The sequence below is a fragment of the Acrocarpospora phusangensis genome, from assembly GCF_016862995.1.
GTDB lineage: Bacteria > Actinomycetota > Actinomycetes > Streptosporangiales > Streptosporangiaceae > Acrocarpospora > Acrocarpospora phusangensis.
Window position 1 is genome coordinate 1 of the sequence record NZ_BOOA01000017.1, and the last position, 22,882, is coordinate 22,882.

Consider the following 22,882-nt stretch of genomic DNA (forward strand, 5'->3'; position numbering starts at 1 on the left):
GGCCTGGGCGACCTGCGAGCGCAGCACGTCCCCGAGCGAGACCAGGTCCTTGTCGGTGTTCGGGATCTCCACCCCGATGGCGGATTTCCCGGGAATCGGAGACAGGATCCGGACGTCGGCGGATTTGACGGCGTAGGCGATGTTCTTGGCGAGGGCGGTGACCTTCTCCACCTTCACCGACGGGCCCAGCTCGATCTCGTAGCGGGTGACCGTCGGGCCCCGGGTGAAGCCGATCACCTGGGCGTCGATGGCGAACTGCTCCAGCACGCTGGTCAGCGCGTTCACCACGACCTTGTTGGCCTTGGTCTCCGCCTTCGGCGCGCTGCCCGGCCGCAGCGCCTGCGCGTCCGGCAGCGTGTACGGCCCCGCCTGCGGCGACAGCACCAGCTGCTCGACCTTGCGCGGCGCGGGCGTCGGCTCCGGCGCCACCAGCGGGGGCTCCGGGGCCGCCGCCACCGACTCGGGCTCGGGCTCGGGTTCCGGTTCGAACCCCGGCATGATCTCCGGCGAATTGTCCTTGATCACCGGAGTGTCGTACGGCTTGACCCGGTCGCCCACCTCGGGCTCGGGTCTGGCCCGCTTGCGCTTGCGCGGCGGCGCGGCCGACGGCGCGGCACCGCCCTCGGGCCGCTGGAAGAGCATGTGCCTGATCTCCGCCAGCCGCTCCGGCACCCGGTGCACCGGCGTCGCCGTGATCACCAGCACGCCGAACCCGGAGAGCATGAGCAGCAGCGGGACGGTCACGAACGACGGCAGGATGCTGGCCGGCGGCGCGGACACCACGAACCCGAGCATGCCGCCCGCCTGCGACACCTTGTCCATCCCGTCGGCCGGCCCCCCGGACGGGTACGGCGTGTCGTGCGCCACGTGCACGATCCCGAGGATGCCCGCCAGCAGCGCGGCCCACCCGATGACCATGCGCCCGGTCTCGGCGTTCTGGTCGGGATGCCGCAGGAACCGCCAGGACAGCAGCGCCAGCAGCACCGGCACCGACCAGGCCAGGGACCCGACCGCGCCGTGCACGATGGCGTCCACCACGGTGGCGAACTCGCCCTTGTTCTCGCGCCAGGTCATCGCCGCCAGCGTGATCGATCCGGCCAGCACGGCGAGCCCGGCTCCGTCGCGCCGGTGTGCGGGGTCCAACTCCTTCGCCCCCTGTCCCAGCGCCCGTACGGCGCTGCCCATGGCGTTGGCGACCAGCTGCCAGAGCCCGATGACCAGCTTGCCGATCATCATGAAGACCCAGCTGACCGGATCCTGCCCGGTGCCCACCGGCCGCTTCGGCGCCGGCGCGGGCCTGCGCGGAGCCGGACGCGCGGGCGCGCGCCGCTTCTGCGCGGGCGGCGGCGTCCGCTTGGCGGCAGCCGGACGAGACCCGGAGCGCTGGGCAGGGCGCTTACCGGATCCGCTTCCAGACGCACGGGTGGCCATGATGACCAACGTAGAGCGCAGCCACCGCGTCCGTCATTTAGGCTCGCCGTCCCGGCGCGAGGAAGCGCCGGCCCCGGCGAGGGGACCGGCGCTTCACGGATCGATCAGACGCTGATCCGCCCGGCGCCCGCGCCGCCGGTCACGATCGACTTCACGTTGCTCGCGGTGTCCAGCGAGTACGAGTACGGAATGGAGGCCACGCTGCCCCCGGCCTGCCCGCTCCCGGAGTTCACGAAGTGGTTGTTCCGCGCCACCAGCGTGCCCGGCCCGGAGTCGCCCTCGCCCAGGTGGTACGGGTCGTCGGTGTTCTCGAAGTAGTTGCCCTCGACGAGCACGCCCGCGCCCTCGGTGGAGGCCACGCCGTAGGAGTCCACGCTGCCGTAGTAGTTGTTGTACACGTGCACCGGGTTGCCGAAGCGCACCCGCGGGTGGCGCTGGCCGGTGCCGTCGAACCAGTTGTGGTGGTAGGTCACGCGCAGGTGGCCGCGGTCCTCGGAGCCGTTGCCGTCGTCGTGGCCGAGCAGCATGGACTTGTCGTGGTTGAAGATCCGGTTCCACGACACGGTCACGTAGTCGCTGGCCCGCTTGATGTCGATGGCGCCGTCGTAGCCGTTGCTGAGCGAGTTGTGGTCGATCCACACCCGGGTGGAGTACTGGACGTTGATGGCGTCGTCGTTCCAGTCCCGGAAGTTGATGTTACGGATGATCACGTTGGCGGCGTTGGAGACGTTCAGGCCGCAGCCGGCGATGGTGGCGCCGGAGTTGCCGAGGATCGTCTTGTTGGAGCCCACGGTGATCATGCCCGAGCAGGAGATCGTGCCGGAGATCCGTACCACCCGGGCGGTGGTGCCGGAGACGGCGCTGCTCAGCGCGGAGGAGCTGGTCACGGTGGTGGCGGACGCGGTGCCGCCGCCGGTGGTGCCGCCGCCCTGGGTGGCCCAGCCGACCAGGCCGGTCTGCGGCTGGGTCGGCGGGTTGCTGGGCGTGGGGCTGGGGCTGGCCGGCGGGTTGCTCGGGCTGGGCTGGGTCGAGCCGACCAGGTTGAAGGTCCAGTGCTTGCTGGTCACCGAGTCGCAGGAGTTCTGCTGCACCCGCGCGCTGAGCGCGGTGGAGCTGTCGATGACGTTCAGGCACTTGGCGCTGTTGACGTTGATCACCCGGTAGGTGGAGCCGACCTGGGTGAGCGTCCAGGTCTGCGAGGTGGCGCCGGTGCAGGACTGCTGCACCACGGCCTTGCCCGCGGAGGTGGACGCGTCGACGACGCCGAGGCACCGGCCGCTGACGGCGGCGGTGAGCCGGTAGCCGCTGCCCTGCGCGGTCAGGCCGAACCGCTGGGGGGTCCCGTTGTTGCAGGTGTACTGCACCAGCTGCACGCCGTCGGCGGTGTTGCCGCCCGGCACGTCGAGGCACTGGCCGCTGTTGGCGTTGACCAGCGTGTACGTGCCCGGCGAGGGCGCGGCGGAGGCCGTGCCCTGGGCCACGACGGCGACGGCCGCCGCGAGCGCCACGCCGAGCGCGATGGAGAGACTTCTGCGTAACACGTTCAGTTCCCTTCGGAGTGTTGGTCTGCGAGCAACGCCCCGGACAGGTCAGGTGGCCGGGACACTTCGTGGGACATCCGGTGGGAGTGCGACGACCTCCCTTCTTCGGGCGATACCGGAGTGGTACCGCAACATAAGCGCGGCGTTCCATGTAGTGGAACAGATTAGGCCTGGAGATCTCTGCGAAATGCGCGAACAGCGGGTTCATCGTGAAAGTTTCAGGTTGGCTCGTTCTATGTATTGACACACCATTCTGTGTAGTGAAACCTCCTCAGCACAAGGAGGAGTCACAAATGTCCGTTCTCGATTGGTCCGTCCTGGCCGCGTACTTCATCGTGATGATCGGAATCGGCGTCTGGTCCAAGGGGCGCATCGCCACCGTCATCGACTTCTTCACCGCGCGCGGGAAGATCCCCTGGTGGCTGGCCGGAATCTCGCACCACATGTCCGGCTACAGCGCGATCATGTTCGTCGCCTTCGCGGCGGTGGCCTACACCTACGGGCTCGCCATGTACGTCTGGTGGGCGCTCACCATCGGCATCGGCGTCGGCATCGGCGCGTTCGTCTGGGCGGCGCGCTGGAACCGGCTGCGCGCCAAACACGGGGTCGCCTCACCGCTGGAGTACCTGGCCCGGCGCTACAACCTGCCGGCCCAGCAGGTGCTCGCCTACAGCGGCGCGCTGCTGAAGGTGGTCGACATCGCCGCCAAGTGGGTGGCCATCGCGATCCTGCTCCGGGGCTTCGCCGGCATCCCGATCGGGTGGGGCATCCTGATCACCGGCGCGGTGACCATGGTCTACATCACGGCGGGCGGGCTCTGGGCCGACGTGCTCACCGACTTCGGGCAGTTCGTCATCCAGGGCGTGGCGGGCATCGCGATGTTCCTGGCCGTGCTGGCGCACCTGGGCGGGGTGTCCACGCTCTGGACGATGTGGGAGCGACTGCCGGACGGGCACGGCGATCCGTTCGCGGGGCCGTACACCGGGACGTTCTTCCTGGCGCTGCTGTTCATCAAGACCTTCGAGTACAACGGCGGCATGTGGAACCTGGCGCAGCGCTACATGGCCGCCCCCTCCGGCAGCGCGGCCAAGCGCTCCGCCCTGCTGTCCAGCGGCCTCTGGCTGGTCTGGCCGCTCATCCTGTTCATCCCGATGTTCGCCGCGCCGCTCATCGTGCCGGGCCTGGCCAACCCCGAGGAGGCCTACGTACGGCTGGCGCAGACCCTGCTCCCGCAGGGCGTCATCGGGCTCGTGCTGGCCGGGTTCTTCTCGCACACGATGGCCATGGTGTCCTCGGACGCCAACGTGATCTCCTCGGTCATCACCCGGGACATCGCGCCCGTCCTGGTCCGCCGGGTACGGCAGCTGACCGACCGCGCGCAACTGACCTTCGCCCGGGTGACCACGTTCTCGTTCGTGCTGGTCAGCATGGTGATCGCGATCTCCACCGAGGGCCAGGGGGTGGTGCTCAAGATCGTCGTCGATCTGGTGGCGGCGACCATGGGGCCGATCTCCATCCCGCTGATGCTGGGCATGCTGCCCTGGTTCCGGCGCAGCGGCCCGACGGCGGCGATCGTGTCCTGGGCGGCGGGGCTGAGCGTCTGGGCGTACGTCAAGTGGATCGTGGGGTCCACCGACCAGGCGACGGTGGTGGGCGTGCCGCTGGTCACCTCGCTGGTGCTGTACGTGGCGGTGGGCCTGCTCCGGCCGGAGAACACCCGGGACCGGGACGAGCTGATCGATTCGCTGGACTCCGATCCGGCGGAGCAACCGGCCCGCGCATGAGAAGAACCCCCGCTCCGGCGGGGGTTCTTCGCGTTTCTCCGGGCTTTCGTGTTAGAGCAGAGAGAACGCCCTGTCCATTCGCCCTGCCTATCTGTCGGACTCCAAGGTGCCGCCGTTGGCCACGTCTGCCTTCTCGATCTCCCAGAACACGATGCGCACGGCCTCCTGGCGGGCCTTCAGAATGTCCACGGCGGCCTCGGTGACGGCCGCCACGAAGTCCCGGCGCTGGTCCATCGTCCGGCCGGACAGAAGCTCCACGGTGATGTTCGGCATAGAATCCTCCTCAGACGTTGCGTAACATAACACCACATTCCGCTACATGAAACAAGGTGAGCATGGACGTCGTCGTGATGGGCGAACCGCTGGTCGAGTTCTCGGCGGACCGGGCACTGACCGAGGCGGAGACCTTCCGGCTGTCGTTCTCCGGCGACGCGCTCAACGTGGCGGTGGCGGCGGCCGCCGCCGGGGCCAGGACCGCGCTGGTCACCCTGCTCGGCGAGGACGAGTTCGGCGCGCGGCTGATCAGGTTCGCCGGCTCCCGCGGCGTGGACACCCGCTGGATGCTGCCCGGCCCAGGCTCCACCGGCGCGTACGCCGTCGGCGCCGACCCCAGCGGCACCCGCGCCTTCGCCTACATGCGCCAGGGCAGCGCCGCCTCCCGCCTCTCCCCCGCCGACCTGGCCGGCTCCCCGGCCGCCTCCTGCCGCGTCCTGGTGCTCAGCGGCATCACCGCCGCGCTCTCCGGCAGCTGCGACACCGCCGTCCGCGCCGCCGCCCGCGCCGCCACCGGCCTGGTCGTGTACGACCCCAACTACCGCTCCCGGCTGACCGGCCCAGAAGCCGCGATGTCCACCCTCGCGGCCGTCGCCCCGCACACCGCCCTGCTGAAGATCTCCGCCCCCGGCGACAGCCTCCCCCTGCTGGGCACCGCCGACCCGGCCGAGACCGCCCGCCGCGTCCGCCGCCTCGGCGCCCCCGCCGTGGCCGTCACCCTCGGCGCGCGCGGCGTCCTCCTGGACACCGGCGACTCCACCGACCTCATCCCCGCCGCCCCGGCCCCCATGATCGTCGACCAGACCGGCGCGGGCGACAACTTCACCGGCGCCCTCGCCGCCTGGCTCTCCCGCGACGCCCCCCTCCTCGACGCCGTACGCGCCGGCACCGCCGCCGCCTCCATCTCCCTGGCCGGCCAGGGCGGCACCGGCCGCGTAGCCACCACCCCCGAAATCCAAACCCTCCTCGCCGGAACCGTCACCGGCGCCTGAACCAAGGCCGTCACCTCCCGCCGTTATCCGGCGCCGTCAACGCGGTCGGCCGGTCCTCGCCGCACCGGCGCCAGTAGGCCGACCTACTCCTTGACAACTGGGCACCGGGAAGGCAAGAAGCATCACCTGCATAGACGGAACCGGACAACGCCAACCCTCAGCGAAAGGTGAAGGTAGTGGGCGCGCCCAAGGCCTTGGCGCCGGGACGGCGAGAGGCGTCGCCTGCGTAGACGGCGCCGGATAGCGGCGAGTAACCCTCAGCGCAGCGTGAGGGTGGTGGGGGCGCCGAGGGCGAGGGAGACTTCGCGGGCGGCGGAGACGATTTCGGGGGCGAGGTCGCGGAGGGCGTCGCGTTCGAGGTCCATGGCGAGGGTGGAGATGGAGATGCCGCCGAGTACCTGGCCGGTGTGGTCGAAGACGGCGGCGCCGACGCAGCGGATGCCGGGGACGTTCTCCTCGTCGTCGACCGCGTAGCCGAGGGCTCTGACCCGGCTCAGGTGGGCGAGCAGCTCCTCCTCGCCGGTGATGGTGTTGGGCGTGAGCCGTACCAGCTCGGTGCGGGCGCAGATGGCGCGGACCTCGTCGTCGTCGAGCTGGGCGAGCACGGCCTTGCCGATCGCGGTGCAGTAGAGCCGCAGGCTCATGCCCACCCGGGACGGCATCTGGTACGGCCGCCGCCCCTCCAGCTTCTCCACGTAGACGGCCTCGTCCCCGCTGCGGATGGCGAAGTGCGTGGTGAACCCCGTCCGCTCGTGCAGTGCCCGGAGCGCTCCCGCGGCCTGGCGGGCCGGGTCGAACCGGCTCATCACCCGCCCGGCGAGGGTGAGGATGCGCGGCCCCGGCTCGTAGCCGCCGTTCCCGTCGGTCCTGGCGAACCCCCACTCCACCAGCGACTGCAGGATGCGGTGCACGGTCGACTTGGACACCCCGGTGGCCGCCGCGATGTCGGTGATCCGGTGATGCTCGGCGATCGCCTCGAGAACCGCGAGCGCCTTGTCGATGGAACTGCCTTCCCTCACCACGCCCCGAGCCTACTAGTGCCGCTGAGCCGCGACACGCCGCGCGACCTCAGCCGAAGACCTGCGCGGCCCGCCGCTCGTACGCCCGGCGCCACGCCAGCCGGTAGAGCACCCGCAGCATCAGCGGCACGGTGGCGAGGAGGTGGGCCCGCTGCTCCTCGCTGGCGGCGTCCAGAGCCCACGCGGCGACCATGGGCAGGTCGCGTCCGTGGCTCTTGACGACCTCCTTGCCGAGCTCCTCCCACCACTGCGCGGACAGGTGCGCCCGGATCAGCGGCACCGCGCGGGACTCCTCCAGGTCGAGGTGCGCGTTGAGCAGATCGTGCAGCCGGCGCAGGTCGCGGGCCTGGTCCGGGCCCGGGCGCCGCGGGATGCCGAGGCGTTCGATCACGGCGTCCATCTCCTGGTGCTCCGCCTCCAGCTGGTCCAGCACGCCGGCGGCCCCGGGCGCCAGGGCGCGGAGCCTGGGCCAGATGTTGACGTCCTCGTCGGTGTGGTGGTGGTGCAGCGCCCGCAGCTGCATGGCGGTGTGCTCGTCGATGAGCGCGCGGCGGCTCGCGTCCCCGGGCGGGCAGCGGTCGAGCGCGTCGGCGAGGCGGCCGAAGTCGCGGCGGAGCCCGCGGTGGAAGGCCAGGAAGAGAGTGAGGTCGGGGCCGGTGGTGTTCCCGGTGGTGTTCCCGGCGGTGTCTTCGGTGTTCGTCGTCATGCGACGACGATGGCTCCGCGCACTTCGGCCCGGCTCAACGAACACTTGTGATGCGCTCAGCCCACCAGGTCAGACCCGCCCGCTCACAGCGTGCCGCGGCCGCGTCGAAGTGCGCGCGGCGGGCCTCGGCGTCCTCCGCGACCAGGCCGAGAAAGTAGCCGACCGGCCCGGCCGGGAAAGTCCCCGCGCCGATCGCCAGCCGGTCCTCGTACGGCAGCAGCCGCCGGTACATGTCCCGGGTCCCGGCCACGTCACCGGTCGCCTGCCTGGCCAGCGCGCCCAGGCAGAGCGTGGGCAGCTCGGTGAAGTCCCGCGGCACCGGCTGCCAGCCTTCGCGGCGGATCGCCGCCAGCGTCTCCCGATCACCGGTGAAGGACGCCGACACGGCCTGGATGACCTGCCGGTGGGCCGGGAACGGCGAGAACCGCGCGATCAGCTCGTCGTCCAGGACGGGCTCGCCGTGGTGGAGGTTCGTGGCGATGAGCGCGGCGGCCAGGGACGCCTCGGTGTGCCAGAGGTTGAGCCGCTCGCCCGCCTCGGCCGCGGCCGTGTACCGCTCCTCGGCGCCCGCCCGGTCGCCCTCGACCAGCCGCCGGGCGCCCGAGTAGATGAGGTGCTGGAACCGGGGCCAGGGCAGATCGAGCCGCTCGACGAGCCTGCCCGCCTGGTGGGCCGCCTGGTCCGCGCCGCGCGCGTCGTACAGCTCCAGCCGGGTGCGCTCCTGGATCAGCAGGCCGAGTAGTTCGAAGCCGGGCAGCCCCAGCGCCGCCAGCTCGTCGCCGATGGCGTCGAGTTCGGGGATCCGCTCGGCCAGCTGGACGCCCAGGTAGCGGGCGTTGAGCGTGACGGCGAGCAGCCGCCGGTCCGCGCCCGCCGCGACCAGGCGGCGGGCGATCGCCAGCGCCTCGGCCGTGGCGGTGTCGCCGCGCGGGTCGGCGGAGCCGTCGTAGAGCTCCATGCCGAGGCAGCCGAGCAGGCGGCAGCGCAGCTCGGAGTCGCCTTCCGGCAGCCGGCCGAGCACGCTCTCGATCCGCTCGACCGCCTGCACCTCCCGGTCCCCGTAGGTGTAGAACTTCCACAGGCCGGGGGCGTCGAGGCTGGTCAGGGCGCTCGCGGCCAAGGCGTCGCCGCCGGTCCTGTCGGCGGCCAGCACCGCCTCGTTGCGGGTGGCCCGCGCGCCGAAGCCGTCACCGGCGTCGAGCTGGGCGCGGACCAGGCCGAGCAGCAGCTCCACGTGCCGCGCCGGATCCGCGCCGGGCAGGCGGCCGTGCGTGTCGGCCGCCCGCCGCCACCACAGGACCGCGTCGTCGTGGGCGTACCGGTTCGCGGCCTGCCGGGCCGCCGCCGCGCACAGGTCGACGGCCTGCGCCGCGCCGGAGGGCCCGGCGGCCAGGGCGTGCGCGGCCATCGCCATCAGGTCGGCGGCCGGGCGGCGCTCCAGCCCGCGCAGCACCGCCAGGTGCAGCTCGGCCCGGCGGCCGGGCGGCAGGTCGGCGTAGCAGGTCTCCCTGATCAGGTCGTGGGTGAACTCGTGGTCGTCGCCGAGCAGCCGGGTGGCCTGAGCCGCCGCCACGGCCTCCGCCACCAGCCGCGTCCCGTCCTCGGCGAGCGTCTCGGCCAGCAGCAGCGGGTCCGCCGCGCCGCCCGCCACGGCGGCGGCCTCCAGCACGGCGCGGTACGCCTCGGGCAGCCGCCTGATCCGCTGCCGCAACACGTCCGCGAGCCCTTCCGGCACCGTGCCGAGCGCCCGGGCCAGCCCTTGGTCCTCGGCCAGGCGCAGGGTTTCCCGGATGAACAGCGGGTTGCCGCCGGTGCGCTCGGCCAGCGCGGTGGCCCGTTCGGGATCGAGGCCCGAGAGTTCGGCGACCGAGGCGGCGTCCAGTCCGGCCAGCGGCAGGCGTAACGCCTGGCTGCGCCCCACCATGCCGAGCGCGTCGTACATGGCGGGCGGGCCCTCCCCCGAGCGTACGGTGATGACCACGGCGACCCGCCCCCGCTGCAGTTTGGCCAGGTCGGCGAGGAGCCCGAGGGAGGCCGCGTCCGCCCACTGCAGGTCGTCGAGGACGAGCAGCAGGGGCCGGGCGGCCGACACCGCGGCCAGGTAGGCGGCCACCGCCCGATGCAGCCTGAACCTGGCCTCCCCGTCTTCGCGACGGCCCACGCCGTCGCGAAGGCCGACGCCCTCACGAACGCCGACGCCCTCACGAAGGCCGGCGCCAGGGTGTTCGCCGACGCGCTCATCCGGATCCTCCCGATGGTCACGGCCGATCCGGTCGCCCTGGTCGTCGTGGTCGTCGGTGAGGGGCCTGAGGGCGTCCGCCTCCGCCGGGCCCGGTGGCGTGCGCGCGGCCAGCTCCCGGGCGATCTGCCGCCACGGCCAGAGCGGCGGCGCGCCCGACATCTCATGGCAGTGGCCCCAGGCCACCTGCCAGCCGGCGGCCTCCCGCCCGCGCGCGAACTCCCCCGCGAGCCAGGTCTTCCCGATGCCCGGCTCGCCGGAGACGACCACCATGCGGGTGACGCCGGCGCTGACGTCCGCGGCGACCTCGGTCAGCCGGTCGAGCTGGGCGGCCCGCCCGACGGTCAGCCGGGCCGCCGGCCGGGGTTCCGCCGCTGCGACGAGGACGGCGCCGCCCAGCGCGGGATCCTGCTCCAGGATCATCGCCTCCAGCCGCTGGATGCCCGGCCCCGGGTCCAGCCCGAGCTCCTCGGCCAGATGGCGCCGGGCCGCGCGCAGGGCGTCGAGCGCGTCGGCCTGGCGGCCGAGCCGGTACAGGGCGCGGGCCAGGGCCTGCCACAGGCTCTCCCGCAGCGGGTTCGCGTGGGCCAGCGCGGTCAGCTCGGCGAGCATGCCGGGCGACGGCTCCATACTCGCCAGCCGCTGCTCGCGCACGGCCAGGCGGGCCTGCTCCAGGCGTTCGATCTCCGGCCGCAGCCAGGGCACGTCGGCGAACTCCTCGTACGGCGTGCCCCGCCACAGCTCCAGGGCCGCGTCGTACCGCCCCTGCCCGGACAGCCGGTCGAACTCGTCGGCGTCCAGCCAGTGCGGCCCCAGCGCGTACCCCGGCGGCCTGTTGATCAGCAGGGTCGAGGGGGTGCGCGGCGCGCGCCCGGGTTCGAGGAGGCGGCGCAGGTTGGAGATGTAGCTGTGGAGCGTTCCCAGCGCACGCGCCGGGGGCTCGCCGTCGTAGAGGTCGTCGAGCAGCGCGTCGACGGAGACGGTCGCGCCGCGCGCGATGAGCAGGCGGGCCAGCAGCAGGCGTGGCCGCGGGCCGCCGACATCACTCGGGTCTCCGTTGACGGACACCGTGAAAGGACCGAGAACGCGGAACATCGCCTGCATGGGGGGATTGTGCCACGATCATCGCATTGTCCACCCGCCGCGGATGATCTCCCTAGCGGGCCAGCCAGCCGCCGTCCACGGCCAGCACGTGGCCGTTGACGTAGTCCGACGCGCGGGCGGCCAGGAAGACCGCCGCGCCCTCCAGGTCGTCCGGCGCGCCCCACCGGCCGGCCGGGATCCTGGCCCGGATCGCGGCCTCCCGCTCGGTGTCGGCCCGCAGGGCGGCGGTGTTGCCGGTGGCGACGTAGCCGGGCGCGATCGCGTTGACCTGTACGCCCGCCCCCGCCCACTCGCAGGCCAGCGCCCTGGTCAGCCCGGCCACCGCGTGCTTGGCGGCCGTGTACCCGGGCACGGTCACCCCGCCCTGGAAGGAGAGCATCGAGGCCAGCATGATGATCTTCCCGGTGCCGCGGGACACCATGGGCGCCCCGAACGCCTGGCTGAGCAGGAAGACCGCGTCCAGGTTGACGTCGAGCACGTCCCGCCAGTCCCGGTAGGAGTGCTGGGCGGCGGGCGCCCTGCGGATGATCCCGGCGTTGTTGACCAGCACGTCCACCTGCCGGAAGCGCAGCAGCTCGGCGGCGGCGGGCGCGATGGCGGCGGGCAGCGCGAGGTCGAGCACCCAGCGGTCGGCCTTGCGGCCGAGGGCCACCACGTCGGCCTCGACCTCGTCCAGGTCGTCGCGGTGGCCGTGCAGGACCAGGTCGGCGCCGGCGCGGGCGAGCCCGACGGCGACGGCCCTGCCGATGCCGGTCCTGGCGCCGGTGACCAGCGCGGTCCGGCCGGCCAGGGAGAAGAGCGTCACCGCAGGCCGCCGATCGGCACCAGGTCCATGTCCTCGTACGCCTGGTTCTCCCCGCCCATCGCCCACACGAAGGAGTAGCTCCGGGTGCCGAACCCGCAGTGCACCGACCAGGGCGGCGAGATCACCGCCTGCCGGTCGGCGACGATCAGGTTGCGGGTCTCGGCGGGCTCCCCCATCAGGTGCACGACGCGGTGCCCGGGTTCGAGGTCGAAGTACAGGTACGCCTCGGTGCGCCGCCGGTGGGTGTGGCAGGGCATCGTGTTCCACATGCTCCCGGGCGCGAGCACGGTCACCCCCAGCACCAGCTGGCAGCTGCGCACCCCCTTGGCGTGGATGTGCTTGTAGATCACGCGCTCGTTGGCGCCCTCCCGGCCGCCCAGCCGCACGGGTTCGGGGTCGGCGGACTTGGCGGTGGGGAAGGTCGTGTGCGCGGTGGTGGACACCAGGTAGAACGCGCCGCCGGCGAAGGTGATCTCGACCGCTCCCCTGCCGACGTACAGGCACTCCTTGCCCGCCAGCGGGTACGGCGTGCCGTCCACGGTCACCACGCCGGGGCCGCCGACGTTGACCACGCCCAGTTCGCGGCGTTCCAGGAAGTACGCGGAGCCGAGGGGTTCCGGGCAGGGCAGCGGCAGCGGCTCCGGGCCTGGCACCGCGCCGCCGAGGACCAGGCGGTCCTCGTGGGAGTAGAGCAGCCGCACCTCGCCCTCGGCGAACAGGTCTCCGGCCAGGAAGCGGTCCCGCAGCCGGTCGGTGCTCATGCCGGGGATCTGGTCGGGCGCGGTGGCGTACCTGATGTCCATTCGGGCTCCGTATTCCACTACACAGAACATCTAATTGCTACATGGAACACAAGTGAGCATAAAGAAAGCTCACCTGGAGCGGAAGCGGTAGTCCGTCCGGGAGGTGAACTCCTCGCCGGGGCGGAGCACGGTGGACGGGAAGTCCGGCCGGTTCGGCGAGTCGGGGAAGTGCTGGGTCTCCAGGCAGAGGCCCGCGTGCGGCCCGAACGGGGTGATCTCGCGGGTGAGCATGCCCCCGGTGTAGAACTGCACGCCCGGCTGCGTGGTGGCCACCTCAAGCGTCAGGTCCTCGTGCTCGACCCTGGCCTTCACGCCGTCCCCGGGGTTGAGCACGTAGTTGTGGTCGTACGCGCCCCGGAGCCGGTCCCCCACCCGCCGGGGTGCGCGGAAGTCGAACGGCGTGCCCGCCACCGGCGCGATCCCCGTGGGGATCTTGTGCTCGTCCACCGGCGTGTACCCGTCCGCGTCGATCATGACCACGTGGTCGAGCACGTCCCCCGAGCCCGCCAGGTTGAAGTACGAGTGGTTCGTCAGGTTCAGCACGGTCGGCGCGTCCGTGAACGCCGAGTACACGATCCCCAGCCCGCCCTCCCCCAGCGTGTAGGTGACCGAGACGCGCAGCGTGCCCGGGTATCCCTCCTCGCCGTCGGGGCTGACGTAGCCGAGCCGCAGCCGCGCGTCCCCGTCCGGTTCGGCGAGCCAGACCCGCTTGTCGAACCCCCGCAGGCCGCCGTGCAGGTGCGCGGTCCCGTTGTTCTGCGCCAGCTCGTACGGCTTCCCGTCCAGCTCGAAGCGGCCGTTCGCGATGCGGTTGCCGTACCGGCCGACGACGGCGCCGAAGTAACGGCTCCGGGTGCGGTAGTCGGCCAGGGTCTCGCAGCCGAGCACGACGTCCCGCCCGGCCACCTCCAGCGACTGGATCACGCAGCCGTAGGTGAGCACGCGCGCGGTGAGGCCGCCGGAGGCGAGCGTGTACCGCTCGACGCTCTCGCCCTCGGGCGTGACGCCGAAATGTTCAGACTTCATGAAGGCACCGGTCCCGTCGAATCGCGGATGATCAGATGGGTGGCCAGGGTGGCGAGCGCGGGGGTGGCCGTCTCGCCCGCGCCGACGAGCTGGAGCAGCAGATCCACGGCGGTCCGGCCGGCGGCCTCGGTCGGCATGGCCACCGTGGTGAGTTTGGGCCGGGTCAGCCGGCCCGGCACGATGTCGTCCACGCCGACCACGCTGATCCGGCCCGGCACCTCGACGCCGCGCTCGTCCAGCCCCTCCACCAGGCCGATGGCCATCAGGTCGTTGTAGGCGAGCACCGCGGTCACGTCGGCGGCCAGCACGGCCTCCGCCGCGGCGATGCCGCCGTGCTCGGTGGGCGAGTTGGGGCCGATGACGGTCAGCTCGATGCCGTCCGCGGCGCGGGCCGCGTCCGACATCTCCCGGCTGGTCCAGGACCCGGCCGGACCGGCCAGCAGCGCGATCCTGCGGTGGCCGAGGGCGGTGAGGTGCTCGATGGCCAGCCTGGCGCCGTGCCCCACGTCCATGAGCACGGTGGACATGCCGCGCAGCCGCCGGTTGACCACGACGAACGGCACGTCCTCGCTGAGCTTCTCGATGGCCCGGTTGGACAGTCGCGGGCTGCACAGCAGCACCCCGTCCACCTGCTTGGTCAGGGTCTGGATCAGCTCCTCCTCGACCTGCGGGTCCTCGTCGGTGTCGGCGACGAAGACGTGGTAGTCGCGGAGCCGGGCGTGCGCCTGGGCGGCCTTGATGAGCGGCGGGAAGAACGGGTTGGCGATGTCGGCGACGATCAGCCCGAGGTTGTGCGTGCGCCCGGTGGTCAGCGCGCGGGCCGCCCGGTTGGGGCGGTAGCCGAGATCCTCCGCGATGGCCAGCACCCGGTTCCGGGTCTCCGGATTGACCAGGTGGGGAGCCGAGAACGTACGGGAGACGGTCGAGACGTGTACCCCGGACGCCTGTGCCACGTCGCGGATCGTCGCTGCCACGGAACCCCTTTCCACCGCTTTGAGCGCAGATTACTGCAAGCGGTTGCATTTGTGTCAAGCGATCCAAACTTACCCCTTGACGTTTCCTGGGGGTGAATGCCATGTTTCGTGCAACCGGTTGCAGAACTTCCCCTCCAACTGAAGGAGTTACCGGCCATGGCGGTCGCCGTGGAAGGAAGACGCCGTCGCCCCCGGCGGCCAGGAAAGCCAAGAACCCCCTATGTGCTGATCGCGCCGGCGGTCGTGGCGATGCTCGGGTTCCTCGTGTACCCGATGGCCAGCGTGCTCTACTACAGCCTGCAGCACTACAACGTGAGCAAACCGTGGGAGGACGGCTTCGCCGGACTCGCCAACTTCCAGGCCATGCTGGACGACCCGCTCTTCTGGCAGAGCCTGGGCTTCAGCGCCAAATGGGTGCTGGTCGAGGTCACGCTGCAGCTGCTGTTCGGCCTGGCGCTGGCGCTGATCGTCAACGAGACGTTCGTCGGCCGCGCGCTCTCCCGCGCGCTGGTCTTCTCGCCGTGGGCGGTCTCCGGCGTGCTCACCACGGGCATCTGGATCCTGCTCTACAACCCGACCACGGGCGTCTTCCGCTACCTCGCCGACCTGGGCATCGGCTCGTACGACACCGCCCCGCTGGCCGACCCGGACACGGTGTTCGCCGCGGCCGTGGTGGCCGAGCTCTGGCGCGGGGTGCCGTTCTTCGCGATCCTCCTCCTGGCCGACCTGCAGACGATCAACAACGACCTGTACGAGGCCGCCGCCGTCGACGGCGCCACCCGGGTCCGCCGCTTCCTGCACATCACGCTGCCGCACCTCAAGGACGCGATCATCCTGTCCACCCTGCTGCGCGCGGTGTGGGAGTTCAACAACGTGGACCTGCTCTACACGCTGACCGGCGGCGGCCCCGCCCACCAGACCACCACGCTCCCCCTGTACGTCGCGGCCAAAGCCGTGCAGTCCCACGACTTCGGGTACGGCTCGGCCCTGACGACGGCCGCCTTCCTGATCCTGACCTTCTTCTCGATCGCCTATCTGAGGCTGAGCAAGTTCGGAGCGCGTACGTGACCACCACCCTGCCCCGCGCCCAGCTGCCCCTGCCGGTGCGCACGCCCCCGCCCAGGAGCCGGTCGCCCCACCGGGTCAGCCGCTGGCAGATCTACCTCCCGCTCGGGCTCTACCTGCTGTTCACGCTGGTGCCCTTCTACTGGATGCTGGTCTTCGCGTTCCGCCCGCGCGGCTCGGACTCGCTGCTGCCGTGGCCGATCACGTTCGACAACTTCACCACCGTGTGGACCGGCATGGGCTTCGGCATGTTCTTCCAGAACAGCCTGCTGGTCGGCGTGGCCTCGCTGATCTCGACCACGGTGATCGCCCTGTCCGGCGGGTACGCGCTGGCCCGCTACGACTTCCGGGGCCGCCAGTTGTTCCTGGTCGCGATGCTCTGCACCCAGTTCATCCCGGGCGCGATGATGCTGATCCCGCTGTTCGAGATCTTCCGCACCCTCGGCCTGGTCAACTCGCTGTGGGCGCTGGTGATCGCCGAGACCGTCTTCCAGCTGCCGCTGTCACTCATCCTGATCAGCGGATTCATCAAGAACATCCCGGTCGAGCTGGAGCAGGCGGCCTGGGTGGACGGGTGCAGCCGGCTGCGCGGCTTCTTCGCCGTCGTGCTGCCGATGCTGCGGCCCGCGCTGGTCGCGGTCGGCTCGTTCGCCTTCATCCACAGCTGGAACAACTTCCTGTTCGCGCTCATGTTCGTCAGCGAGCAGGAGAAGTTCACCCTGCCGGTCGGACTGGCGTTCACCATCGGCGAGTTCAGCGTCGACTTCGGCGCGCTGGCCGCCGGCGGCGTCGTCGCCGCCGTGCCGGTGGTGCTGGTCTTCGCCGTCATCCAGCGCTACCTCGTGCAGGGCATGTCGGCCGGGGCGGTGAAGGGCTGATGCGCGTCCTGGTCACCGGCAGCGCCGGCAGGTTCGGCCGCAGCGTGGTCGTCGCCCTGGCCCAGGCCGGGCATGAGGTGATCGGCATCGACACCGCGCCGGGCACCCCGGCGGAGGCGGCGGTCACGCTCCCCGCCGACCTGACCGACCTGGGCGAGGCGTTCGGCGTCATGAGCCGGTTCCGGCCCGACGCCGTCGTGCACCTGGCGGCGGTGGCGACGCCGTTCAGCCGTACCGACGGGCTGACGTTCCGGGTCAACAGCCAGCTGGCGTTCAACGTCTGCGAGGCCGCGACCGCGCTGGGCGTCTCCCGGATCGTGGTGGCGAGCAGCCCGACCGTGATCGGGTACGGCGCCCCCGGCGGATGGACTCCCGCCTACCTGCCCATCGACGAGGCGCACCCGGTCGCGCCGTGGAACGCCTACAGCGTCTCCAAGCTGGTCGCGGAGCAGGTGATGGCCACGTTCGCGCGGGCCCACCCGGACCTGCGGCTGGCCGCCGTACGGCCGTGCTTCGTGGTGGCGCCGGAGGAGTGGGAGGGCATGCCCACCCAGTCCGGGCACACCATTAGGGAACGGCTGGAACGGCCCGGCATCGCCGGGGTGTCGCTGTTCAACTACGTGGACGCGCGGGACGCCTCCGACCTGCTGCTGACCCTGATCGAGCGGCTCTACGAGCTGCCCAGCGGCGAGGTGTTCTTCGCCGGGGCCGCCGACGCGCTGGCCAGGCACCCGCTGGCGGAGCTGCTGCCGTCCGTCATCCCGGCCACGGCCGGGCACGCCTCCGTGCTGACCGGCACCTCGCCCGCGTTCTCCTCGGCCAAGGCCGAACGTCTGCTCGGCTGGCAGGCCAAGCGCAGCTGGCGTACCGAACTGGGAGACCTCACATGAACCTCACCGGCGTCCTGTTCTTCCCCGTGACCCCGTTCGACCCGCACGGCAGGCTGGCCGGCGACGTGCTCGCCGAGCACATCGCGGCCGGCATGCGCCACGGCCCCGGCGGGGTGTTCGTGGCCTGCGGCACCGGCGAGTTCACCGCGCTGTCGGAGGCCGAGCACGCCCAGGCCGTCAGGGTGGCGACCGGCACCGTGGCCGGTCGCGCGCCGGTGGTGGCCGGGGCGGGCGGTCCGCTCGGGGCCGCGCTCGGCCAGGCCCGCGCCGCCCTGGACGCGGGCGCGGACGGCCTCCTGCTGATGCCGCCCTACCTGGCCAAAGGCCCGCGCGGCGGCTACCTCGCCTACGTCCGCGCGGTCGCCTCCGTCGGCCTGCCCGTCATCGTGTACGCCCGCGACTCGGTCGTCCTGGACCCCGAGGACGTCCTGGAACTCGCCGAGATCCCCGGCGTGGTCGGCCTGAAGGACGGCGTCGGCGACATCGACCGCATCCAGCGCATCGTGCTCGCCCTGGCCGGCCGCCCGGACTTCACCTTCTTCAACGGCCTGCCGACGGCCGAGCTGACCATCCCCGCCTACCGGGCCATCGGCGTCACCCTCTACTCCTCCGCCGTCTTCGCGTTCGCCCCCGAGATCGCCCTGGCCTTCCGCTCCGGCCACGACCGCCTCCTCACCGACTTCTACGCCCCCCTCGTACGGCTCCGCGGCCGCGTCCCCGGCTACGCCGTCTCCCTGGTCAAGGCGGGGGTGCGCCTGCGCGGCCTGGACGTCGGCCCGGTACGCCCGCCGCTGACCGACCTGTCCCCCGACCACCTCGACGAGCTCGACGGGCTCATCAAGACCGGGCTCAGCCTGTTATGACCGTCACCGGGCTGCGCACCGAACTGCACCGGGCGGAGTTGCCCCGCCCGTGGGGCCCCGACGTGCCCGCCAACCACGTGGTGGCCTGCGAGCTGACCCTGGCCGACGGCAGCGTGGGCACCGGCTTCTCCTGGACGCCCAAGATCGGCGCGACGGCGGCGCGGGCCCTGCTCGACGGCGAGATCGCCGACCTGGTCGCCGGCCTGCCCGCCCATCCCGAACTCGTCTGGGACCACCTCTGGTCCTCGCTCCGGGAAGCGGGCGGCGGCGGGCTGACCACGATCGCGCTGGCCGCGGTGGACATCGCGCTGTGGGACCTGCGGGCGCTGCGGGCCGGGCTCGGCCTGGCCGACCTGCTCGGCCGCCGCCGCGACACCGTCCCCGTGTACGGCAGCGGCGTCAACCGCCACTACACCCTCCCCGAACTCCTCCGGCAGGCCGCGCGCTGGACCGGCTACCCGGCCGTGAAGATCAAGGTCGGCCGCGACGACGACGTCGAACGCGTGGCGGCCGTACGCCAGGCCATCGGCCCCGGCACGCTCCTGATGGTCGACGCCAACCAGCGCTGGAACCTCCCCCAGGCCCGCCGCGCCATCGCCGCCCTGGAACCGTACGGGCTGCACTGGGTGGAGGAGCCGCTGCCCGCCGACGACATCGACGGCCTGGCCCGGCTGCGCGGCCTGGTCGACGTGCCGATCGCGGTCGGCGAGAGCAACTACACCGTCTACGAGTTCCGCGACCTGCTCGCGGCGGGCGCGTGCGACATCGTGCAGCCCAACGTGGTCAGGGTCGGCGGCATCACCCCGCTGCTGCGCATCGCCGAACTCGCCCGCGCCTACAGCGTGCCCACCTATCCGCATCTGCTGCCCGAGCTGTCGGGGCAGCTCGCGCTGGCGCTCCCGCTGCCGTGCATGGTCGAGGACGTCGAGGACGCCTCCTTCACCGCGCTCGGGCTGCTGGCCGCCTCGCCCGTCGAGCTCGGGCCCGGCGGGCTCAAGGCACGCGACCACCTGGGCCATGGGATCCGCTTCCAACCGATCGGAGGCCACCGATGAACGGCACGGCTCGACATGAGACCCCGGCGCCGCTGCTGACCCGCGCGCCCGTGCCGGTCGTGCTGGCCGGCGCGTACGGGCACGGGTGGTGGCACCTGGACAACCTGCGCAGGCTCACCGAGGCCGGGATCGTCCGGCTGGCGGGGGTGTGCGACGTACGGCCGGTCGAGCCGGAGCGGCTGCGCGGGCTGGGACGGCCGGAGCAGTCCGGCGACCTCGGCAGGCTCATCGAGCGGACCGGCGCGCGCGTCACCGTGCTGGTGACGCCCATCCATACCCACGCCGACCTGGCCGTGCGGGCGCTGGAGGCGGGGTCGCACCTGCTGCTGGAGAAGCCGCCCGCGGCCACGTTCGCCGGTTTCCAGCGCATCGCGGCGGCGGCGGCCAGGACCGGGCTGGGATGCCAGGTGGGGTTCCAGAGCCTCGGGTCCGCGGCGATCCCGGCCATCCGGCAGCTGATCGCCGACGGAGTCGTGGGGCGGGTGAAGGGCATCGGGGTGGCCGGAGCGTGGGAGCGCGACACCGCGTACTTCACCCGCTCCGCCTGGGCCGGGCGGCGGCGGGCGGGTGGGGTCGAGGTGATGGACGGGGCGCTGACCAACCCGTTCGCGCACGCCGTGGCGACCGCGCTGGCCGTCGCCGGGCGCGGCTCCGCCGACGAGGTGACCGGCGTGGACGTGGAGCTCTACCACGCCAACGCCATCGAGGCCGACGACACCTCCTGCCTGCGCGTCCGGCTCGCGGACGGGCCGCCGATCACGGTGGCGGTGAGCCTCACGGCGTCGCGGCGGCACGAGCCGTACGTGATCGTGCACGGCACCGAGGGGCGGATCACGCTCACCTACACGCTGGACCGGGTGCGGGTGGAGCGGGTCTGCCGGGAGGTGACCACGGTGGCGTACGCCCGTACCGACCTGCTGGAGAACCTGGTCGCGCACGTCACGGACGGGGAGCCGCTGCTGGTGCCGCTGGCGGGCACGGGCGCGTTCATGCGGGTGCTGGAGGCGATCCGGCTGGCGCCGGACCCGGTGGCGATCCCCGACGAGCACCAGGAGATCGACCGGGACGAGCACGGAACCGCCGTACGGCGGGTGCTGCCGGGGATCGCCAACCTGACCGCGCGCAGCGCCGAGCATCTGTCCCTCTACTCCGAGCTGGACGTGCCGTGGGCCGCCCCGCGGACGGTGCTGCGGGTGGGCGACCGGCCGGTGGCCGAGTACAGCTGGCGGCCCGAGCTCGCGGCCACGCTGTCGCCCCGGCCGTACCTGCATCCGGTGCGCACGCTGGGCGGGGTCACGGTGACCGAGCTGAACCCGGCCGACCACGTGCACCACCTGGGAGTGTCGGTCGCGATCGCGGACGTGGGCGGGCGCAACTTCTGGGGCGGCCGCACGTACGTCCGGGACGTCGGGCCGACCTGGCTGGACGACCACGGCGTGCAGCGGCACGTGACGTTCACCCGCAGGGACGACCACGGGTTCACCGAGGTGCTGCGCTGGGCCGGTCCGGACGGCGTGGACATCCTGGAGGAGCAGCGCACGGTGACGGCCGTGCCGCTGGCCGGGTGCTGGGCGCTGGACTTCCGGTTCACGCTGAGCGACCTGACCGGCGAACGGCTGCTGGTCCAGAGCTCGGCCACCAAGGGCAGGGCCGGCGCGGGCTACGGCGGCTTCTTCTGGCGCGCGCCCGGCTCCTCGACCGGCCGGGACTGTTTCGTCCAGGACGGCGGCGAGCCGCACGGCAGCCGCTCGCCCTGGCTGGCCCTGTCCGGCAGCGCGCCGGAGGGCGACTGGACGCTGCTCTTCGTCCAGGACGAGGACCCGGGGGACGCCTGGTTCGCCCGGGTCGAGGAGTACCCGGGCGTGGGTCCCGCCCTGGCCTGGGACCGGCCGCTGGTGGTGGAGCGCACGCTCACCCGGCGGGTCGTCACGGTGGTGGCGGACGGGCGGCTGACCCGTGGCCAGGCCGAGGCGCTCGCCCTCAGAACGTCGGGGGGAAATCCAACGAGAAAGGCATCCGATCATGGCTAGACGCCTGTTCATCTCCGCGATCGTCGCAGTGACCGCAGTGAGCACACTGTCCGCGTGCGGCGGCGAGGCGACGACCCCTTCCGGCGACGCCAAAACGAAGATCACCTTCTGGGACGACAACGGCGGCCCGGCCCGCACCCCGGTGTGGGAGCACATCATCGCCGAGTTCGAGAAGGCCAACCCCACCGTCGACGTGCAGTACGTCGGCATCCCCATCGCCCAGGCCCAGCAGAAGTACGACACCGCCATCGCCGGCGGCGGCCTGCCCGACGTGGGCGGCGTCTCCACCGCGATGCTGGGCAACATGGTGGCCCGCAAGGCCCTGGACGCGGTGGACGACCGCATCGCCGGCGGCGGCCTGAACGGCAAGCTCAACGAGCAGGTCGTCAACACCGTGAAGGCCACCGTGCCGGACGGCAAGACGTACATGGTGCCGCTGTCGACCAACATGGGCGTGTTCTGGTACCGCACCGACTGGCTCAAGGAAGCCGGGCTGGAGCCCCCGCAGACCTGGGACGCGTTCTTCAGCACCGTGGAGAAGCTCACCGACAAGGACCAGAACCGCAACGGCTTCACCATCCGCGGCGCGGCCGGCTCCATCGCCCAGATGCTCGAAGTCGTGTACGGCCAGTCCGGCATCACCGAGATCTTCGACGCCGCCGGCAAGTCCACCGTGAACGACCCGAAGAACGTGGCCGCGCTGGAACGCCTGGTCAAGCTCTACAAGGCGCACACGCCCACCGCCGACGTGACCAACGACTACCCCAAGATGGTCGCCCAGTTCGACGGCGGCAGCATCGGGATCATGCAGCACAACCTGGGCTCCTACAACGACCACGTGAACACCCTCGGCGCGGACAAGGTGGCGGCCCTGCCGGTGCCCCGCCCGGCGGAGGGCGCGGGCCGGGTCGTGCTGTCCAACCCGGTCGCCGGGATCGGCGTCTTCTCCAGCGGCAAGAACAAGGACCTCGCGTTCAAGTTCGCCGAGTTCGCCGCGTCCAAGGAGATGGACAGCTACTGGGCCGACAAGACCGGCGTGCTGCCGGCCAACACCGAGGTCAACGGCGAGGCGTGGATCGGCGAGCGGCAGCACATCTCGGCCGCCGTGGAAGTCCTCAACGACCCCGCGACCAAGATCGTTCAGATGCCGTACTACCTGCCGGAGTTCAACGCGATCACCAAGACCGACGCGGAGCCGGTCTTCCAGAAGGTCCTGCTCGGGGAGGCGCCGGCGAGCCAGCTGCTCGACCAGATCGCGAACGCGCTGACCGAGGCGCAGGCCGGCTGGAAGCAGCGCAACGGCGGGTGACTACGCATCCGTGAACATCCCTGACCACCGCGCGTCTCCCGCCCCCTGACCTGGCGGGAGCCGCGCGGACCCCCTTTCGTGAGGAGTTCCCGACC

The 22,882-nt window shown here is 72.0% G+C and carries 19 protein-coding genes; 9 read left to right on the forward strand and 10 right to left on the reverse strand.

Going from position 1 to position 22,882, the window contains the following annotated elements; all coding sequences use genetic code 11:
• Both Aph01nite_RS12555 and Aph01nite_RS12560 read right to left on the reverse strand, forming a co-directional pair.
• The coding region (locus tag Aph01nite_RS12555; protein ID WP_204041012.1) for a DNA translocase FtsK 4TM domain-containing protein at window positions 1–1,431 on the reverse strand (1,431 nt) is incomplete at its 3' end.
• 104 nt (window positions 1,432–1,535) lie between these two features.
• Window positions 1,536–2,972 (reverse strand): pectate lyase family protein, encoded by a 1,437-nt coding sequence (locus Aph01nite_RS12560; RefSeq protein WP_239161624.1) that lies wholly within the window; start codon window positions 2,970–2,972, stop codon window positions 1,536–1,538.
• A 293-nt stretch (window positions 2,973–3,265) separates the two neighbouring features.
• On the opposite strand from Aph01nite_RS12560, the gene Aph01nite_RS12565 reads away from it, so the two are divergent.
• Window positions 3,266–4,756, forward strand: a complete 1,491-nt coding sequence (locus Aph01nite_RS12565; RefSeq protein WP_204041013.1) for a sodium:solute symporter family protein — start codon at window positions 3,266–3,268, stop codon at window positions 4,754–4,756.
• Window positions 4,757–4,843: 87 nt separating this feature from the next.
• On the opposite strand, the gene Aph01nite_RS12570 is transcribed toward Aph01nite_RS12565, so the two are convergent.
• Complete coding sequence (locus Aph01nite_RS12570; protein ID WP_204041014.1) at window positions 4,844–5,029, reverse strand: tautomerase family protein; 186 nt, start codon at window positions 5,027–5,029, stop codon at window positions 4,844–4,846.
• Window positions 5,030–5,091: 62 nt separating this feature from the next.
• On the opposite strand from Aph01nite_RS12570, the gene Aph01nite_RS12575 reads away from it, so the two are divergent.
• Window positions 5,092–6,021, forward strand: a complete 930-nt coding sequence (locus Aph01nite_RS12575; RefSeq protein WP_204041015.1) for a sugar kinase — start codon at window positions 5,092–5,094, stop codon at window positions 6,019–6,021.
• Between the two features lie 257 nt (window positions 6,022–6,278).
• Here Aph01nite_RS12575 and Aph01nite_RS12580 read toward each other — a convergent pair whose 3' ends face one another.
• From Aph01nite_RS12580 to Aph01nite_RS12610, 7 genes are all read right to left on the reverse strand, one after another.
• The gene (locus Aph01nite_RS12580) at window positions 6,279–7,040 is read right to left on the reverse strand and encodes an IclR family transcriptional regulator (RefSeq protein ID WP_204041016.1); all 762 of its coding nucleotides are present in this window, start codon (window positions 7,038–7,040) and stop codon (window positions 6,279–6,281) included.
• 49 nt (window positions 7,041–7,089) lie between these two features.
• Window positions 7,090–7,746 carry a hemerythrin domain-containing protein gene (locus Aph01nite_RS12585; RefSeq protein ID WP_204041017.1) on the reverse strand — a complete coding sequence of 219 codons (657 nt, stop codon included), beginning with the start codon at window positions 7,744–7,746 and terminating at the stop codon, window positions 7,090–7,092.
• 34 nt (window positions 7,747–7,780) lie between these two features.
• Complete coding sequence (locus Aph01nite_RS12590; RefSeq protein WP_204041018.1) at window positions 7,781–11,089, reverse strand: ATP-binding protein; 3,309 nt, start codon at window positions 11,087–11,089, stop codon at window positions 7,781–7,783.
• A 52-nt stretch (window positions 11,090–11,141) separates the two neighbouring features.
• Window positions 11,142–11,894 (reverse strand): 2-dehydro-3-deoxy-D-gluconate 5-dehydrogenase KduD, encoded by a 753-nt coding sequence (gene kduD / locus Aph01nite_RS12595; RefSeq protein WP_204041019.1) that lies wholly within the window; start codon window positions 11,892–11,894, stop codon window positions 11,142–11,144.
• The gene (gene kduI, locus Aph01nite_RS12600; RefSeq protein ID WP_204041020.1) at window positions 11,891–12,697 is read right to left on the reverse strand and encodes a 5-dehydro-4-deoxy-D-glucuronate isomerase; all 807 of its coding nucleotides are present in this window, start codon (window positions 12,695–12,697) and stop codon (window positions 11,891–11,893) included. Before kduI ends, kduD begins: the two co-directional genes overlap by 4 nt.
• Window positions 12,698–12,766: 69 nt before the next feature.
• The gene (locus tag Aph01nite_RS12605; RefSeq protein ID WP_204041021.1) at window positions 12,767–13,723 is read right to left on the reverse strand and encodes an aldose epimerase family protein; all 957 of its coding nucleotides are present in this window, start codon (window positions 13,721–13,723) and stop codon (window positions 12,767–12,769) included.
• On the reverse strand, window positions 13,720–14,697 hold the full coding sequence (locus tag Aph01nite_RS12610; protein WP_204041022.1) for a LacI family DNA-binding transcriptional regulator: 978 nt from the start codon (window positions 14,695–14,697) through the stop codon (window positions 13,720–13,722). Before Aph01nite_RS12610 ends, Aph01nite_RS12605 begins: the two co-directional genes overlap by 4 nt.
• A gap of 222 nt (window positions 14,698–14,919) precedes the next feature.
• Between Aph01nite_RS12610 and Aph01nite_RS12615 the strand changes: the two genes are divergently transcribed.
• From Aph01nite_RS12615 to Aph01nite_RS12645, 7 genes are read left to right on the forward strand one after another with little or no spacing between them, the layout of a single operon-like run.
• Window positions 14,920–15,765, forward strand: a complete 846-nt coding sequence (locus Aph01nite_RS12615) for a carbohydrate ABC transporter permease (protein WP_239161625.1) — start codon at window positions 14,920–14,922, stop codon at window positions 15,763–15,765.
• Window positions 15,762–16,640 (forward strand): carbohydrate ABC transporter permease, encoded by an 879-nt coding sequence (locus Aph01nite_RS12620; protein ID WP_204041024.1) that lies wholly within the window; start codon window positions 15,762–15,764, stop codon window positions 16,638–16,640. The genes Aph01nite_RS12615 and Aph01nite_RS12620 overlap by 4 nt, the downstream gene beginning before the upstream one ends.
• On the forward strand, window positions 16,640–17,530 hold the full coding sequence (locus Aph01nite_RS12625; protein WP_204041025.1) for an NAD-dependent epimerase/dehydratase family protein: 891 nt from the start codon (window positions 16,640–16,642) through the stop codon (window positions 17,528–17,530). The genes Aph01nite_RS12620 and Aph01nite_RS12625 overlap by 1 nt, the downstream gene beginning before the upstream one ends.
• Window positions 17,527–18,393 carry a 5-dehydro-4-deoxyglucarate dehydratase gene (locus tag Aph01nite_RS12630; protein ID WP_204041026.1) on the forward strand — a complete coding sequence of 289 codons (867 nt, stop codon included), beginning with the start codon at window positions 17,527–17,529 and terminating at the stop codon, window positions 18,391–18,393. The genes Aph01nite_RS12625 and Aph01nite_RS12630 overlap by 4 nt, the downstream gene beginning before the upstream one ends.
• Window positions 18,390–19,448: a mandelate racemase/muconate lactonizing enzyme family protein gene (locus Aph01nite_RS12635; protein ID WP_204041027.1), complete on the forward strand. Its 1,059-nt coding sequence runs from the start codon at window positions 18,390–18,392 to the stop codon at window positions 19,446–19,448. The genes Aph01nite_RS12630 and Aph01nite_RS12635 overlap by 4 nt, the downstream gene beginning before the upstream one ends.
• Window positions 19,445–21,478 (forward strand): DUF6807 family protein, encoded by a 2,034-nt coding sequence (locus Aph01nite_RS42445; protein WP_204041028.1) that lies wholly within the window; start codon window positions 19,445–19,447, stop codon window positions 21,476–21,478. The genes Aph01nite_RS12635 and Aph01nite_RS42445 overlap by 4 nt, the downstream gene beginning before the upstream one ends.
• Complete coding sequence (locus tag Aph01nite_RS12645; protein WP_204041029.1) at window positions 21,471–22,787, forward strand: ABC transporter substrate-binding protein; 1,317 nt, start codon at window positions 21,471–21,473, stop codon at window positions 22,785–22,787. Before Aph01nite_RS42445 ends, Aph01nite_RS12645 begins: the two co-directional genes overlap by 8 nt.
• The last annotated feature ends 95 nt before the right edge of the window (window positions 22,788–22,882 follow it).